Origin of the sequence: Desulfovibrio sp. 1214_IL3152, assembly GCF_036763055.1 — a bacterium.
Classification (GTDB): Bacteria; Desulfobacterota; Desulfovibrionia; order Desulfovibrionales; family Desulfovibrionaceae; genus Desulfovibrio.
This window is the reverse complement of sequence record NZ_JBAIYW010000265.1, coordinates 1-14,704: the sequence shown is the minus strand read 5'-3', so window position 1 is coordinate 14,704 and position 14,704 is coordinate 1. Positions and strand designations below refer to the sequence as shown.

The following is a 14,704-nucleotide window of genomic DNA, read 5'->3' as shown; positions in this document are numbered from 1 at the left end:
ATAGTTTCTCTACATAAAGAGGTTATTATGGCTACTTCAAAAATAGAATGGACAGAGGCAAGCTGGAACCCGCTAACTGGCTGCACTAAAATTAGCCCAGGCTGCAAAAACTGTTATGCCGAAAAAATGGCCTTGCGCCTTCAGGCAATGGGCAGTCCAAACTATGCAGACGGCTTCAAGCTCAGTCTGCACGAAAGCGCTCTTGGTATCCCAGCCACATGGAAAAAACCCAAGTTGATTTTTGTAAATTCAATGAGCGACCTTTTCCACGAAGACGTTCCGCTTGAATTTATCAAAAAAGTTTTTGGGGTGATGGCTGAAAACAGCCACCATGTTTTTCAAGTATTGACCAAACGTTCAAAAAGACTGCGCCAGCTTGCCCCACAGTTAAAGTGGCCGCAAAACGTCTGGATGGGTGTTAGTATCGAAAACATGGCCTACACTTATCGAATTGACAATTTGCGCGATGTCCCGGCTGAAGTTCGCTTCCTATCGTGCGAACCTCTTCTTGCCTCTTTGGGCCCGCTAGATCTTGCCGGAATACACTGGGTGATCGTTGGCGGCGAATCCGGCCCAGGCTCGCGTCCAATGGAAAAATCTTGGGTTACCGAAATTCGCGATAGCTGCCAGCAACAAGATGTCCCATTCTTTTTCAAACAATGGGGCGGAACAAATAAGAAAAAAGCAGGCAAGCAGTTGGACGGTATGGTTTGGCAACAGAAGCCAGAGTGTTGTTTGATATAGCTCAGCCCCCGAAAGGGGGCTTTTCTACGCTTAAGTCTTATGCCATCTTCAACTGGGGCCGGGAACTCCCTACTAATTTGTGCTCGATGCGGTGACACCAGACGCAACTGGCGCAAAGAGGAGGTGAGTAATGTGGCTAAAACCAGAAATGGTAAAAAAATAGTCTATGTTAGTTCCTACATTAGGGTTAACTCTGATGGCAGTGAAACGCTTGTAAGGCGACACTATCGCTCTACGCCGAACAGGGCTATGTAGTTATATATCCCGGCCCCACCGCTCACTATTCCTTACTGACTATTTCCTCCCCGCCCCTCACGAGGGGCTTTTTTGTTGCCCACTGAACTGCGGGTGTTTTTGTTTTATCAACTTTGTTCACTCGTGTGAATTTAAATCTTGACTTGGTTCACAAATGTGAACATACTGTCTTCACCAACGCACTGCCAGCGCGAATACAGCCCACGGGCGAAAGTAGCACAAGCCGGGAGAGCGAAGGGAAGGCCACAAGTACCGGGTGCAGGACAGCCGCAAGCCCACGGGAGCGGGAAGGCAAACGAAGCACAGGGAAGGCTGAGGAAAGTAAAAGCCCCACAGGGTGGGCGGGTTCTGTTGATCCGTCGCGGAAGATCTACGGCGTCGGGGAGGTTCTGGGGGAGGTGACTAACCCCACAGGGTGACAACCTGCAAAAGAGTTCGGCAATAATTCAGACAGAACGAATTTCTTTCATATACCGCCAGGGAAACATCAACGCCTTGGCGGCAATGTCGGAATTTCAAATTGGCAAGCGCGCCACGCCTTACTTGTTCCCCGTGGCTGCGCAGGGCCGGGCGCATTGGGCGTCCGGCTTTTACATCTCCCGGCACTCGCCGGTTTACATACAGGCCGGGGGTAAATCCCCGGTCTCAACTTTTACGGGGGCCGCCATGAGCGAAGAATTTTACACGCATGAGGACGATGACCTTGAAATTCTCTCTTCGGAAAGAATCTGCGGCAATTGCCGCTTCTGGGATCGCTCTGAAGCCATGGTGGTTCCCGTGTATGACCGCAACGGCATCCGGCGCGGTGAGCTTTCCGTGTGCCCCTGCACTCGCGGCGCGGTTGAAGCTGATGCGGGCGTGTCTGTGACTCTCACGGCGGCAACGGGCCGCTGCGATAACCACGCGGATGAATTCGAGCCGTGTTCAGATTATCTTGATGAACTGGCAAGCCCGGCGTGCTGTGGAACATTCGGTGTTCAGCCCGGGCTGGACTTTCCGGAAACCTTGGGGAGTGGATATGCTTAGTGTTCGACTCGCGTATCTCGGTGATTGGCTGCGCGCGGTGTCCGCAGCCGGGCTTGTCCCTCTGGCGCTGGCGATCTGCAATAGACTGCTAGGGGGCTGACATGTGGCGAGACCTTAACCCTGTGAGCAACTGGCGCGGCTGGGCATTGGCTCTGGTCGCGCTTTTGCTTTTCGCCCTTGTCGGCAGCCTGGACGGACCAGAACAACACGCAGCATATGCCGAGGCGGCAAAGAAAATACAGATGGAGCGGGGGAGATGAAAGATCTTATAAAAATAAGAGCCTCTTCTTTGGCGGAGCTTTTCGATTGCCCTGCCCGGTGGGAGGCAAAGCACGTCAAAGGCTTACGCTTGCCCGCGTCCGATGCGGCTCTCCTTGGCACTGCTGTACACGCAGGGGCTGCACTTTTCGATCAGCGGATCATTGCTGGTAGCCCGCTTACACCTGATGAAGCGGCTGGGGCCGTTGTGGATGCCATACATCATCCTGACGAAGAGGTCGATTGGGGGGAATCCTCACCACGGGAAGCAGAGAGCATCGCTTTGCCCCTGCACAAAATGTACTGCGAGCAAATAGCCCCTCAGCAATCATATGTCGCTGTTGAGGCCACCTGCGACGATCTTCCCATTGAAGACGTTGGCTTGATTCTTACTGGCACCCTGGACCGCATTTATGAAGAGCGTGGATGCTTGGGCATTGCCGATATCAAGACGGGCAAAAGCGCCGTTTCCGCTGATGGCAAGGTTAATACCAAGGGGCATGCGGCACAAATGGGCGTGTATGAGCTCATGGCATCCAGAGCAACAGGACTGCCGATTGACGCCCCAGCAAAAATTATGGGGCTGCAGGTCGCAAAAACTGACAAAGGGCGCAGGGCAGGGGTAGGGGAAATATCTGGCGCACGTTCCCTGCTGGTGGGTGGCGATGAGGGGCCGGGGTTGCTCACTATTGCCTCGAACATGCTTCATTCCGGCCTGTTTTACGGAAATCCCAAATCGCAAATCTGCGGAGAAAAATACTGTCCGGCCTTTCATGTGTGCCGGTGGAGGTAACTTTCATGACTCAGGCTGCAACAGAATCTCAAGCGGCGCGTTCCGGCGTTAATTCGACAAGTCTCGCGGAACTCAAGGCGCAGACAAGCTCTCTCCCCGCTGAAACACAACTTAGCTTCTTCACGGCAGGCGGCTTTGCTCTCATGCAACGGGGGGCGGCACTGCTCTCTAGCAGCACGCTAGTTCCAAGTGCCTACAGGGCAGAAATTGAAGAAAAGAGATATGGTAAGGTAGTTGGGATGAAAAAAAATCCCAATGCCATGCCCAACTGCGTGCTTGCGCTGAACATGAGTCAGCGCATGGGAGCTGACCCGCTTATGGTCATGCAAAACCTCTATATCGTAGATGGAAGACCTGCGTGGTCCAGTCAATTTATCATTGCCGCAATCAACGCCTGCGGCAAGTTCAGTCCCTTGCGCTTTACAATTGAAGAGCTTGGCGAAAAGGAAGTCGAGTGGATCACAGTCAAGTGGGTATCAAACCCCAATGGCGGCAAAGACATTCCCCAAGATGTGCAGCATAAAGCCAAGATTATGAACCGGCAATGTCGGGCTTGGGCCATCGAAAAATCTACAGGTGAACGCCTGGATGGCCCAGTGGTTAGCATGGATATGGCGGTAGTAGAAGGCTGGTTTGGCAAGGCTGGCTCAAAGTGGCAGACCATGCCGGAAGTCATGCTTCGGTACCGTGCAGCATCGTTCTTCGGTAAGCTCTATGCCCCTGAACTGCTCATGGGCATTCAGACGGCTGAGGAAATCCACGACACCATCGACCTGTCGGAAATGTCGCCTGGTGCATTCGGTATGGATGAACCGAAGCCAATGACAATGGATGATATCAAAGCCTCACTCCCGCAGGCTGATCCCGGCGAACATATCGACATGTCCACGGGCGAGGTTACGCAGACAGAGCCTGTGCCGGATGAAACACCTCCGACAAAATCCAAGGCAGGCAAAGCCCAAGCCCATGCCCATGCCGCCCCCGGCGAAAGCACCTTCCCCTGCCCCCGTAAGGATAACGCGCCCGTCCCCGATGAAGACTGTTTCTATTGCCCTGAACGCGACGGTTGCCCCTCGCGCGCGTAATTTCCCCTCCCTACCCTCCACAAGCCCGCGGCGTTCCCATAGCGTCGCGGGCACATTTTTTAGGAGATCAACATGGCCCGAAAGAAAGCAACGGCGCTGCCGCAGCCCGAACCAGAAATGTTCACGATTTACGGCGACATTACACAGGAAACCGAGGACGCCATCCTGCTCACCTGCAATGATGATGAAGTCTGGCTGCCCAAGAGCCAGATTGAATATGCAGGGGAACGCGGCGACATAGATATAGAAGTGACCCTGCCCGACTGGCTGGCCGAAGACAAAGGGCTGGTGGACGGGCAAGGGCACATAACGGTTTTTGGTGACGGGGAAGAGCAGCCGCAGGAAGCCACGCCTGAGCATAACGCGACAATGGTGATCACCCTGACCATCCACGCCTTTTCGGAAAATGGCGAAACGGCCACCGTCGAAGACCGCTACGGTAACACCGCCGACATTCCTACGGATTCATTTACTCATGGTGAAGATGGGATCAACGTGGGCGACACGGTCTTGTGCGACGTCTTGGCCAGCGCTGTGGAACCGACAGACCTTTGCCCCGACGAGCCGATGGCAGACAGCGAGGCGCCTGCCTTGCTGCGTAAGCATGATGTCCATTGGCTCAAGCGCGATACCTGCACCAAGGCTTTCCCGTTGTCTGATGAAGATAAGATCGCCCTGGGCAAAGAAATGGCCGCAGCCCAGGCCAGGATTGACATGCTCGAAGACGAACTTGCAGATACGCGGAAGGAATACAAGGCAAAGATTGATGCGGAACAAAAGCGGTTGAGCAAAGCCGCTGCTGAATTCCGCAGGGGCAAAACCGAACCGCAAGACGTGCTGTGCGACGTGTATCAGGATTTCGATTCCGGCGAACTCGTTTACGTCACGGCCGACGATGCCGCTGAAGAAATCATGCGTCGCCCAATGACCACAGATGAACGCCGCCCGACGCTGTTTGACGGCCCGCCTGACAGCGGCAAAGGGCATTCTGCTCCCCTGGGTGAAGATCTCCGTAAAAAGGGGACTACGGAGCAGACGCCGCAAACGTGGGGGCATACCTGCGTTAACTGCGCACACATCGACAACGCCGAAGACGGCTCACAGGCCGACGAGTGCGCCAACTGTGTGCAGACTGTTGACGGCGGCCTGGATAATTGGGCGCCGCGTCGTGAATGCCCCACCTGCAATTACAAAAGCATGTCCGTCAACATGCCCCCGTGCAGTACGTGCATACTCAACCCGGAAGCAGCAGACGGCGCCAGTGATGATAACTGGATCACGGACGGCGTGAACACGGAAAAAGCACCGGTTGAAGATGTGCCGGCAGATCAGCCGCCCGTGGCTCTGGAGCCGCAGACAACTGAGGCCGCCATACAGTGAGCGGTTACGACAACCCGAACCGCCCTGAATTCACTGGTAAGCGCAAATCAAAGAACTTTGCCCGCATCTACGCAAGCTGTAAGGGCGAAAGGTTGAGTGACGGCAAGCCGTCCCGCACATGCAAAAAGTGCGGGACGGTCAGCAAAAAGAAGAAATGCCCCATTTGCGGATGCGGGCTGTTTGACAAATTGTGACCCCCCCTCCCTCACCCCATACGACAGGCGGCATCTGGATGGTGTCGCCTGAAATTGTGTGGTGAATCACGGTAGCAACCCCCAACCCGCGCCCGTCCGGTTCGTAGGCGGGCAAGGAGCATATTATGCCACTGTATCGCAAGAAGCCTGTAGTGATTGAAGCCCGTCAGTTTGTCACCGACAACGACACTGACGAATTGTGCATGAATGCCTTGGTTGGCTGGATTGTCAATAACGGTGGCACTGCCAGTCATAACGGCACGGATATTACTATTGCCACGCTGGAAGGCGACCACCGCGCTACCTGCGGCGACTATATTATTAAGGGCGTCAAAGGCGAGTTTTATCCCTGCAAGCCGGACATTTTCGAAGCGACATACGAAGCGGTTGAATAATCCCTAACCCCTGCCCGTGGGGCGATACGCGGGCCATATTTATTTGACCCATGTTTGACTGACGCCGCCCACTGAGGCGGCTTTTATTTCTCAGCCATACATCCTCTCAGGTGGGCCGCGCATACCGACAACGCGGGGGATACAAAATGAAGGCCATAATCTACGGGGCAGATACCAATCAGCAAAAGTGGGAAGCGGCACGCAGAGCATACGAAATGATGCTTGCCGATGGGGATACAGACTGCGGGTACACGTTCAACAACGGCATACAGGTGTACGCCCAACGCGGCAAGTATAGTATCGCACTGACAGTACAGCCGGAGGCCATCCATGAGTGATACGACGACCACGATCACGCCGGAAGAGCGGCATTATTACGTCCGTGAAAAACAGTTCCAGATCACATCTGAGGACGTTCGGTCGTGGCTCATGGAGGCCACCAGAGACAGAAGAAAAACAACTTACGAGCTAAACTTCAGGATTCTCAGGCTTGTTACTGCATTGAAGTCTGTTGAAGAACGCGCTGCCGAACTTGAGTCCGAGAGCGCGAGGCTGCGGGCGGAACGCGATTGGCTGGCTGAAAATATCGCAGACCGTCCGTGTGCTTACGATAGCTGCCCGTTCGGGCTGCATCGCCCCACCGGGCCAGATGATGATGACTGCGATAAAACGCGCGCCCAATGTTGGAAAGAAGCCGCCCGCCGCGCCGTGGCTGCGGGCGAGGGGGAGTGATGTGTCTGCGTACTACAACGAAATCGACCCATTCGCCGCCGCATGGCTGCGTGAACTAATCAAGGCCGGGCATATCGCTCCGGGCGAAGTTGATGAAAGGAGCATTGCCGATGTTATGCCAAGCGACCTTGCCGGGTTTACCCAGTGCCACTTTTTCGCAGGAATTGGCGTTTGGAGCTACGCCCTGCGCAACGCTGGATGGTCAGATGATCGCCAAGTTTGGACAGGCTCATGTCCCTGCCAGCCTTTCAGCAGTGCCGGAAAAGGAATGGGCTTTAAAGACGAGCGCCACCTCTGGCCCGAATTCTACCGTCTTATCAGCCAGTGCCGCCCTACAGTCTGCTTTGGAGAGCAGGTTGCGTCAAAGGACGGCCTCGCTTGGCTCGACCTTGTACAAGCTGACATGGAAAACGCGGACTACGCCTTCGGGGCGGTTGATACCTGCAGTGCGAGCTTCGGTGCGCCGCATATCAGGCAAAGATTATACTGGGTGGCCGACGCCAAGACTGACAGACTACAAGGGCGGGTACAGCGGGGGCCGGATACGGAACGGGAAGCTGTCAACGGACAGGCTGGACGTAACGGCACAATTGACCGGCTGGCCAACTCCATTAGCAGCGGACAGCTGTGGTCGCGCGGGTGCAGCAGCACACAAGAACAGCGAACTGCCGAATGCTGTTTGCTTGGCAGGTTGGCCGACGCCGAGGGCGGTGGATGGAGAGAAAAACAGCAGGACGATGGAAGGCGCGATGCGGGAAATGGAGAGGGGAAAACTTTGCTGCTTGCCGGGAATAGCAGCCATCACAGGCCCCGCCCGACTAATTGCTTCTGGCGAGATGCTGACTGGCTCTTGTGCAGGGATGGAAAGTGGAGGGCAGTTGAACCCGGCACTTTCCCGTTGGCTCATGGGGCTGCCCATAGAATGGGATGTGTGTGCTCCCAATGCAAAACAGAGGCGGTAGTTTATGAAGGAATGTACTTTTTGCGGAAAGTCTCTGATTGGAATGAAGGACGCGAACAGAAGGAGGTATTGCAGCAAAGAGTGCTATCGTTTGCACAAACTATCAATGCCTTTAATAAACAGGAGCACAGCGCATTATCGTGCCAGAGAGACGAAGGATTCTCTTTGCGAAATTTGCAGCAGTACAACCAACCTACAGGTTCACCACAAAGACTTGAATCCGTTGAACGATTCACCACAGAACTTACAGACCCTATGCTCAAAATGCCACCACAAGATTCACTCCAAAGAGCTGCTTTCTGTGTGCGCCGTTTGTGGGAAGGAATTCAAAGCGGCATCACACAGGAACAGGAACAAGATATGTTCTGCCCTGTGTGCCAGAGAATGGGGGCGCATGTCTGCACAGAAGAGGTGGTCAAAAACCGTGTAGGACGACTGCGCGGTTACGGCAATGCAATCAATGCCGAGCAAGCGAAAGCGTTCATAGAAGCGTTCATGGAAACTACTAAGGAGCACCAGCCATGCCAGAACTGAAGCCCTGCCCCGCATGCGGGAGCGATAACGTGGAATGCCTTGTCTGTACTATCAACGCTGACGAAAAGCAGGATATCCATTTTCATATTGCGTGCGAGTCCTGCTATACCTCCGGCCCCATTGCCGACAATGGCAAAATTGCGGTCGACAAGTGGAACTCTCTGCCCCGCCGTCCTGATTACAACGATGTGGACTGCGCAGGCTGCCCGGAGCGGCGGCGCGGGTATCTGACGTGGACAACGGAGCCGCCGAAGGTGGCGGGGTGGTACTGGTGCAGGCCGAGTGGGCTGAACATGCCGCGCTGCGTAGAAGTGTATGGAGCATGGGAGCAACTGATGTTTGGAAGTAAGCGCGATGATTACAATCCGCAGATGCCAGTGACAAGAGAAGGCTTTGAATGGGCTGGCCCCATCCCTATGCCGCTTGAACCGGAGGAATCATGACGACCGCACATCTCCCCCACGCCATCCAGCACCGCGATACCCTGCTGGCGCTCACAGTGATGGAAGCGGCACTGGGCATCCTGTGTAAAATTGCCAAGCCTGGAAGCAAGCTGGCTACACGATGCGCCACAGTCTCGCGCTGGATCGAAGAATGTTCCCCGGCCCTGAAGGTCAAACGGCTGTCCTCAGGTGCTCAACGTGACCTCGACGCCGCGTGCGAATCCCTGGCCGAGCACATGCTGACAGAAGGCACCGGGCCGGAGTTGTTACGCAACTGGTCGGCCCAGTATTGGACAGGATTCACAATGTTTTTGGACGCCCGGCGGCGCTGCACAGATTTCACGGTGGGTAAATCTTGGGGCTGGCTTGAGCGCACCGGGTGGTCGTTGGGCTACCTACTGATGGAGTTGGTGCCCGGCTGCGATGTGGCCGGGACAGATATATTTTTGGAGGTGGCGTAGAGTGGAGAGACTGTTACGACAGCAAGACATAGCGGCCATGCTTGGGACTTCCCCAGGTGTGGCCGCTTCAATTTTGGCGGCACGTGGTGTGCATCCCATTGACTTCGGTATTGGCCGAAGCCGTGGACGGCGCTGGCTGTCATCGGCTGTCAGGCAGGCCATGCTTGATATGCACGAAGCTGCACAGCCAAAAACAGGAGGGCAGCGGCAAGGTAAACCCCAGCCCCATCCATGCATACGGCTAACAGCCATGTCCATAGACGATATTTACAGATTGACCCAAGGCCAAAGTGTCCAGTAGCGTAGAGCCGGGCACATTTGGCGCATGATGGAGGCATATCATCATGGCCATACGTTACCGGCAGGGCCGCGCTTCGCCGTGGCAATGTTACTGGAACAATCCGTTTACTGGCAAGCGTGAGAGCGCGAACTTCAGGACCAAACACGAAGCGGAAAAACATGACTCCCTGATCAAACATCGCATTAAGTTTGACAGGGAGTCATTTAGAAAAGAGGAGGAACCTCAAGAAAGCCAGGAAGTCCTCACACTCGAAGGGGTGTACTTCTTGTACCTCAAGCAAAAACAGTTTAACAAGTCCAGCCTGCAATGGCAAATGAAGACGATGCGTTACCCCCTGTCCAAGCTGGGAGAAAAACCTATCGGGAGCATCACGCGCAAAGACATTGAAGCCGTAATGTCGGAGATGCTGCAATGGGACGTAAAACCAGTCACCGTGCGGGAATATCTCTCAGTATTGAGAACCGTCTTGCGTTGGTGCACAAGTGAGGGGTTTTGCGACCCAGTAGATTTCCCCAAGCTCCCCCCGGCTAAATATGAAAAATTCATTCCGCCAACCCCGGAAGAAATACGGGCAATCCTTAGCAACGCCTCCCCTCACGTCGTGCGCGTCATTATCCTAGGTTCGCAATGTGGCGTCCGTGTGGGGCCGTGTGAACTGTTCAAGTTGACATGGAATGATGTTGACCTGGAACGCGGAGTCTTGCGTGTACACGGGGCAAAGAAAAACCTGAATGCGCCGTGGCGCGAAGTGCCAATTAGGCAAAGCCTGTTGCCTGTGTTCCGGAAATGGCAAGCTGAAGATGTTCCCCAAGGAAATGACTACCTCGTACACTACAATGGTGGTCCTGTACGCAGGATATGGCGAGCGTGGCGCAACACGCTCAGAAGAGCAGGTATCACACGCCGCTTGCGGCCCTATGACCTGCGCCATGCATTTGGCACAGAAATGGTTGCAGCAGGTGTGGACGTAGGAACAGTTGCCAGCCTCATGGGGCACAGCAACCCGACAATGCTTTTGACGCACTATCAGTATGTCATGGACAAGCAAAAAAGGGCCGCCGTTGAAGCTCTTCCAGAAGTGTCCGTATGTGTCCAAGGGACATGTGCCCAAAGAGGCCAGACGCAATAACATCTGTGAATACACACTGATACGAGATGCGCAAATGGGCAAGCATGGTCTTGCCGCTGCCAACTAACATCCTGATAATATAGAACTATTGAAATAATAAATGTGCCAAATGTGCCCAATTTGGCCTTTTCCCATCCCCACTATGTGCCCAAGGGCACACCCACCTTCGCCCGTCCGGGCATCTCTTCCCTCACCACATCTTTGCCGCTTCACACGGCTCTTTCACAAACCTGTTCTCATTCCCCTGCACAGCTTCAATTCGCTTCGCTCTGGTGCATTCCCACTGATCAACAGGGTACATTTTATCCCACGCGCCCATAAGCTGTTCCTGCTGGCGACTCATTTTGTAGCGCGGATATGCATCCTGCATGTAGAAGTACGTGCGCGCGATCTGGCCCCGCGCGCGTGCCGGGGGTTCTGCCTTCCGGTCTGCAATCTTCATCTCACAACTGCCGAACGACGATTCTTCTCCGGGCAGCATCTGAAAATTGAAGTTTGAGCGCATGGCGTTGACCGCGCCTATGGCCGGGTACAAGTTATACATGTCGGCTTGCATGTGGCGGTATTCTGGGTTGACCTTTTCGGCGCATTTGCGGCCCTTGAACGCCTTGCCGCGATTATCAACGCATTCCGGCGAACCCTCACGCCATTCGTCAAAGGCACGCCCGAAGTTCTCCGCAGGAACCACGTGCTCCCATTCAACACGATTCGCTCGCTTGATCGGTATCACGATTCCATCCGGCAGTGTCACATTCCCCTGTGCGTCATACTCGGCACCACAATAGAATGTAATGCGGTGGTCGGCGTAGACCTGGGACAACATCTTTTTCGAACGCGAGAAACTATCGTTAGTCGTGTTGCCTGCGGCCATGGCCAGAGCGGGGAGCAGCAGGGCGGCAAGCAGAGTAGAGAGAAGGAATTTGCGCATTATTCTTTATCCTCTAGGTTGACTTCATTACCATGATCGTCTTTGTTCGTCACAATAATTGTAATCCATTCTTGAGAAACATCACTGTCATACTCAAAATCCGCAAGGCCTGACTGTGCATTTGTTATAACTTCTAATGCGATAAGTAGATTTACAATATAAACAAATACTGTAACAGGCTCATTCCATATAAAAATATTGTATAATAGCGCAGAAATGCCAATTATTATAGTGCTTCTAATAATTGACACGAGAGAGCTGCAAAATAAAATGCTTTCTTTTTGGATTTTTTTAAAAATTAAATGTTTTGGTTTGCATAAATAAACTATATACATTGGGATTAACACTGAAAGTAAGATCACTAAAAGTTCAAGCTTTTTGGCTTCAATTTCATTCAATACATGAGGCATATCTGCAGAAAATGTAAAAGACAAAACTAGACCTACGAGCAGTCTATGTATAAAAAATCTTAAATCTTTACGCACATTAAACAAAGTAAACAGGTGGTTAAGAGGCATGCATTATTTCTCCATCGTATGGGGACTCTCATTTGTTGCAAGATAATATCCAAGGCTGCGAAAAAGAAAAAGCCGCCCATTTCTGAGCGGCCTTTTCATTTAAGACGTTAATCTCACCTCATGGCGCCGTAAATCTTCCTTGCCGTCTGCATCATGAAGTAGCCAGTGCCCACGGCATTCTTGGCCGCAGATATGCAGGGCTGCACCGCGTCAATAAGCTGCTTGTTCCTGACAAGTTCGCTGTACATCATACCTCCGGGCCGGGCAAAGATGCTCATGCCGTTGCACAGCCGCTCTATAAGCCGTTCAATATCAAGAATGTCCTTCTCGAATGTTGGGAACATGGTCGGCAGGAACTCGGTATTCTCCGGCGCAGCGGGCAGCGCCTTGCCCGCAGCGTCAATCTTCCCCTGCACAAAGGCCAGCGCGTCACCAATCCACTCCACAGGCAGATCGTCAATCCGCGCAAGCTGGAAGTGCGCCTTGACCTGCGGCCACAGGGCTTGATGCGGAGTGCCGCTGACCTGCGCCCATGCGGCAACCAATGAGCGCAGGGGCTTGCGGTCGTCGGCGGTGGACGGCGTGAGGGTGGTGGGTTGCGGCTTAACCACTCGGAAGAAAGTTTCTTCCAGCATCTCGAACACGTCCCATGCCTGATCTGTGTTCAGCATCTTGGCGTGACGGGCTGCACCGCGTTCAAGCCAAAGGGTGAGGTTGCGGGTGCGGGCTGGAACGACTGACCCAAAAGTTTTGGTGCAGTCACGAAATGACTTTACTTCTCCATTGGTTAAAATGAAGAAATGCTTGCCTTCGGTGAAGCGTTCCCGATTGTTTGCAAAATTCATTTGAATGTTCTTGGGCGTGCAACCATATGCCTTCGCCAGCATTTCAGTGGTGACAACGGGCAAGCCCTTGTAGGTGAGCGGAGGAAGAGAAGAAGACGGGGAAACAGTGGGGAGAAGATGGGCCTGACTCATGCGAGCCTCCTTGAGAACTTTTCAGGTTCACGGGGACATCCTCAAACAAAGAGAATGCCGGGCGCTGAAAACAGCTCAAGGTGCTGCGGACTATTTCCCCCAATGGGGTATTGTATTTCGTCCACGCCCGGCAATGGATACTTCTATAGCCCAAAAAAGGGCGCAAAAAAAGCCATTGACTTTCGGAAATGGCGTGGCCGCCTTGAAGGTGTTTTCAGCACCGTGAAGTCACGCCATCATGAAACGGTTAGAATGTCAAGTTTTCAAAAACTGCTGCGCAGTTTTGCTTGTCGCTTCAAAGATTCTTCAACGGTTTCGTCTGTCGTTCTATATTTAATAGGCGCGGTTATTTCACCAAACCATTCTTTCAGTAATTTTTGGCAACGCTGTTTTTCTGCTTTTCGTACGGGCGAGCTTACTTTGGCGTCATCGCCAAGTAAGTACATAAAGACAATAACGTGTTCTATTTTCCCGTCGTTCGTCAGAGTCATAAATCGGCTTTCGCGTGAAATGCGGGTTTCCCATTTCGCGTTGGGGTTATCTTCAACCCAGTCTTTCCATAGTGGCCTGCCGTCTTTTTTGGGCTTGCGGGCTTTCTGTTTGGGCTTCTCTCTTACAAGGCCAAGCAGACTTTTAAAAAAACTCATGGGCACCCCCTTTGCTTTTCTTGTCATTTTACCCGAACCCTCCATCTTTAAGCAAGGCGGTATGACATGGCTGTAGCCGACGAACTGGTCACAATGCAATAAGCGGGCGCGCAAGTTGGCACAAGCGGCCATGTAAAAAAAGCGGGGTTTTGCCCCGCTTTTTGTGTCCTTATTGGCACGCAAGATTAGACCGCGTAAAACACAACAATAGCCTGTACGGCATCAGCGGTATCTGCTGCCTCCACGGCTGCCAGCAGATCGTCACGCCGGGCCGCATGAGCTTGCATGATATACGCAAGGCCCTCGGCGTCCTCGGCGGCAAACGCAGCCGCGCCGATAGTTATGTCCTGCTCTGTCGGGTTAGCTGTCGGCATTGTCAGAGATGCGGCCACGGCGGCGTCATAGCCCGCCTGCACCTCGGCGCGCTTATCTGCCTGGGCCTCGGCTAGCAGCTCGGCATCAGTCTTGGCTGGCCGTTCTGTAACTGCACCCTCCGGCAGGGGGCCGATGTTTTTCATTTGCCGGGCCGGGCTGGCGTTGGTGTCGCCCGGCAGCCAGTAATCAGTAGCACCTTGCACCACGGCGGCGGCAAAAAGCGGCTCCTTGCGTTCCCGGTGGTCATCAACCATAACCCAGCCTTTGCCATCCACATGCTGCGGCCACTGTTTGGGCCACGGCAACGGCGGCAGGTCGTCGAGAGCGGAGTTGCCGGGCTGAACAGTATTATATTTAACGGTGCCGTGAAAAAAACGATCTGGCTTCGTATATCTGTGGGCTTCAGGCATTATTTACTCCTTAAATTATATTGTCGCCTCTCGGCGTGGGAGGCGTGCGTGGTGATGCTATTCGCGAAATATACGGCGACATATCCGGCGCTATTACGCATTTAGCGCGCAATACGACTGGCACCGCTGTCTTTAATGTTACAGACGGTCTGCCGCAG

The 14,704-nt window shown here is 53.7% G+C and carries 18 protein-coding genes; 13 read left to right on the top strand and 5 right to left on the bottom strand.

Annotated elements, in window-relative coordinates; all coding sequences use genetic code 11:
- Window positions 1–27 precede the first annotated feature (27 nt).
- The 13 genes from V6C07_RS05640 to V6C07_RS05580 all read left to right on the top strand — a co-directional run bounded on the left by V6C07_RS05640 (window position 28) and on the right by V6C07_RS05580 (window position 10,691).
- Entirely contained in the window at window positions 28–744 is a 717-nt protein-coding gene (locus tag V6C07_RS05640; protein ID WP_333535382.1) for a DUF5131 family protein, read from the top strand.
- Window positions 745–1,665: 921 nt separating this feature from the next.
- The gene (locus tag V6C07_RS05635) at window positions 1,666–2,025 is read left to right on the top strand and encodes a hypothetical protein (RefSeq protein ID WP_333535381.1); all 360 of its coding nucleotides are present in this window, start codon (window positions 1,666–1,668) and stop codon (window positions 2,023–2,025) included.
- Between the two features lie 101 nt (window positions 2,026–2,126).
- Window positions 2,127–2,285: a hypothetical protein gene (locus V6C07_RS05630; protein WP_333535380.1), complete on the top strand. Its 159-nt coding sequence runs from the start codon at window positions 2,127–2,129 to the stop codon at window positions 2,283–2,285.
- The gene (locus tag V6C07_RS05625) at window positions 2,282–3,076 is read left to right on the top strand and encodes a RecB family exonuclease (protein ID WP_333535379.1); all 795 of its coding nucleotides are present in this window, start codon (window positions 2,282–2,284) and stop codon (window positions 3,074–3,076) included. The genes V6C07_RS05630 and V6C07_RS05625 overlap by 4 nt, the downstream gene beginning before the upstream one ends.
- 5 nt (window positions 3,077–3,081) lie before the next feature.
- Window positions 3,082–4,161, top strand: a complete 1,080-nt coding sequence (locus tag V6C07_RS05620) for a hypothetical protein (protein ID WP_333535378.1) — start codon at window positions 3,082–3,084, stop codon at window positions 4,159–4,161.
- Between the two features lie 72 nt (window positions 4,162–4,233).
- A complete protein-coding gene (locus V6C07_RS05615; RefSeq protein ID WP_333535377.1) occupies window positions 4,234–5,541 on the top strand; it encodes a hypothetical protein in 1,308 nt (435 codons plus the stop codon).
- Between the two features lie 319 nt (window positions 5,542–5,860).
- The gene (locus V6C07_RS05610) at window positions 5,861–6,130 is read left to right on the top strand and encodes a hypothetical protein (protein ID WP_333535376.1); all 270 of its coding nucleotides are present in this window, start codon (window positions 5,861–5,863) and stop codon (window positions 6,128–6,130) included.
- Between the two features lie 146 nt (window positions 6,131–6,276).
- A complete protein-coding gene (locus V6C07_RS05605) occupies window positions 6,277–6,468 on the top strand; it encodes a hypothetical protein (RefSeq protein ID WP_333535375.1) in 192 nt (63 codons plus the stop codon).
- Window positions 6,461–6,862: a hypothetical protein gene (locus V6C07_RS05600; RefSeq protein ID WP_333535374.1), complete on the top strand. Its 402-nt coding sequence runs from the start codon at window positions 6,461–6,463 to the stop codon at window positions 6,860–6,862. The genes V6C07_RS05605 and V6C07_RS05600 overlap by 8 nt, the downstream gene beginning before the upstream one ends.
- Before the next feature lies 1 nt (window position 6,863).
- On the top strand, window positions 6,864–8,357 hold the full coding sequence (locus tag V6C07_RS05595) for a DNA cytosine methyltransferase (protein WP_333535373.1): 1,494 nt from the start codon (window positions 6,864–6,866) through the stop codon (window positions 8,355–8,357).
- Window positions 8,345–8,800: a Lar family restriction alleviation protein gene (locus tag V6C07_RS05590; protein ID WP_333535372.1), complete on the top strand. Its 456-nt coding sequence runs from the start codon at window positions 8,345–8,347 to the stop codon at window positions 8,798–8,800. Before V6C07_RS05595 ends, V6C07_RS05590 begins: the two co-directional genes overlap by 13 nt.
- On the top strand, window positions 8,797–9,261 hold the full coding sequence (locus V6C07_RS05585; RefSeq protein WP_333535371.1) for a hypothetical protein: 465 nt from the start codon (window positions 8,797–8,799) through the stop codon (window positions 9,259–9,261). The genes V6C07_RS05590 and V6C07_RS05585 overlap by 4 nt, the downstream gene beginning before the upstream one ends.
- A gap of 344 nt (window positions 9,262–9,605) precedes the next feature.
- Window positions 9,606–10,691, top strand: coding sequence for a tyrosine-type recombinase/integrase (locus V6C07_RS05580; protein ID WP_296984533.1), 1,086 nt, complete (start codon window positions 9,606–9,608; stop codon window positions 10,689–10,691).
- A gap of 190 nt (window positions 10,692–10,881) precedes the next feature.
- Here V6C07_RS05580 and V6C07_RS05575 read toward each other — a convergent pair whose 3' ends face one another.
- From V6C07_RS05575 to V6C07_RS05555, 5 genes are all read right to left on the bottom strand, one after another.
- Window positions 10,882–11,619 carry an endonuclease gene (locus V6C07_RS05575; protein WP_333535370.1) on the bottom strand — a complete coding sequence of 246 codons (738 nt, stop codon included), beginning with the start codon at window positions 11,617–11,619 and terminating at the stop codon, window positions 10,882–10,884.
- The gene (locus V6C07_RS05570) at window positions 11,619–12,137 is read right to left on the bottom strand and encodes a hypothetical protein (protein WP_333535369.1); all 519 of its coding nucleotides are present in this window, start codon (window positions 12,135–12,137) and stop codon (window positions 11,619–11,621) included. Before V6C07_RS05570 ends, V6C07_RS05575 begins: the two co-directional genes overlap by 1 nt.
- Before the next feature lie 113 nt (window positions 12,138–12,250).
- Window positions 12,251–13,114 (bottom strand): ORF6N domain-containing protein, encoded by an 864-nt coding sequence (locus V6C07_RS05565; RefSeq protein WP_333535368.1) that lies wholly within the window; start codon window positions 13,112–13,114, stop codon window positions 12,251–12,253.
- A gap of 263 nt (window positions 13,115–13,377) precedes the next feature.
- Window positions 13,378–13,761, bottom strand: coding sequence for a hypothetical protein (locus V6C07_RS05560; RefSeq protein ID WP_333535367.1), 384 nt, complete (start codon window positions 13,759–13,761; stop codon window positions 13,378–13,380).
- Between the two features lie 185 nt (window positions 13,762–13,946).
- Window positions 13,947–14,546 carry a phage tail protein gene (locus V6C07_RS05555; RefSeq protein ID WP_333535366.1) on the bottom strand — a complete coding sequence of 200 codons (600 nt, stop codon included), beginning with the start codon at window positions 14,544–14,546 and terminating at the stop codon, window positions 13,947–13,949.
- Window positions 14,547–14,704: the final 158 nt, after the last annotated feature.

Bases quoted from the DNA above. Each gene is read 5' to 3' on its own strand.
- V6C07_RS05640 (WP_333535382.1), top strand. From the start codon at position 28: ATGGCTACTTCAAAAATAGAATGGACAGAGGCAAGCTGGAACCCGCTA.
- V6C07_RS05635 (WP_333535381.1), top strand. From the start codon at position 1,666: ATGAGCGAAGAATTTTACACGCATGAGGACGATGACCTTGAAATTCTC.
- V6C07_RS05630 (WP_333535380.1), top strand. From the start codon at position 2,127: ATGTGGCGAGACCTTAACCCTGTGAGCAACTGGCGCGGCTGGGCATTG.
- V6C07_RS05625 (WP_333535379.1), top strand. From the start codon at position 2,282: ATGAAAGATCTTATAAAAATAAGAGCCTCTTCTTTGGCGGAGCTTTTC.
- V6C07_RS05620 (WP_333535378.1), top strand. From the start codon at position 3,082: ATGACTCAGGCTGCAACAGAATCTCAAGCGGCGCGTTCCGGCGTTAAT.
- V6C07_RS05615 (WP_333535377.1), top strand. From the start codon at position 4,234: ATGGCCCGAAAGAAAGCAACGGCGCTGCCGCAGCCCGAACCAGAAATG.
- V6C07_RS05610 (WP_333535376.1), top strand. From the start codon at position 5,861: ATGCCACTGTATCGCAAGAAGCCTGTAGTGATTGAAGCCCGTCAGTTT.
- V6C07_RS05605 (WP_333535375.1), top strand. From the start codon at position 6,277: ATGAAGGCCATAATCTACGGGGCAGATACCAATCAGCAAAAGTGGGAA.
- V6C07_RS05600 (WP_333535374.1), top strand. From the start codon at position 6,461: ATGAGTGATACGACGACCACGATCACGCCGGAAGAGCGGCATTATTAC.
- V6C07_RS05590 (WP_333535372.1), top strand. From the start codon at position 8,345: ATGCCAGAACTGAAGCCCTGCCCCGCATGCGGGAGCGATAACGTGGAA.
- V6C07_RS05585 (WP_333535371.1), top strand. From the start codon at position 8,797: ATGACGACCGCACATCTCCCCCACGCCATCCAGCACCGCGATACCCTG.
- V6C07_RS05580 (WP_296984533.1), top strand. From the start codon at position 9,606: ATGGCCATACGTTACCGGCAGGGCCGCGCTTCGCCGTGGCAATGTTAC.
- V6C07_RS05575 (WP_333535370.1), bottom strand. From the start codon at position 11,619: ATGCGCAAATTCCTTCTCTCTACTCTGCTTGCCGCCCTGCTGCTCCCC.
- V6C07_RS05570 (WP_333535369.1), bottom strand. From the start codon at position 12,137: ATGCCTCTTAACCACCTGTTTACTTTGTTTAATGTGCGTAAAGATTTA.
- V6C07_RS05565 (WP_333535368.1), bottom strand. From the start codon at position 13,114: ATGAGTCAGGCCCATCTTCTCCCCACTGTTTCCCCGTCTTCTTCTCTT.
- V6C07_RS05560 (WP_333535367.1), bottom strand. From the start codon at position 13,761: ATGAGTTTTTTTAAAAGTCTGCTTGGCCTTGTAAGAGAGAAGCCCAAA.
- V6C07_RS05555 (WP_333535366.1), bottom strand. From the start codon at position 14,546: ATGCCTGAAGCCCACAGATATACGAAGCCAGATCGTTTTTTTCACGGC.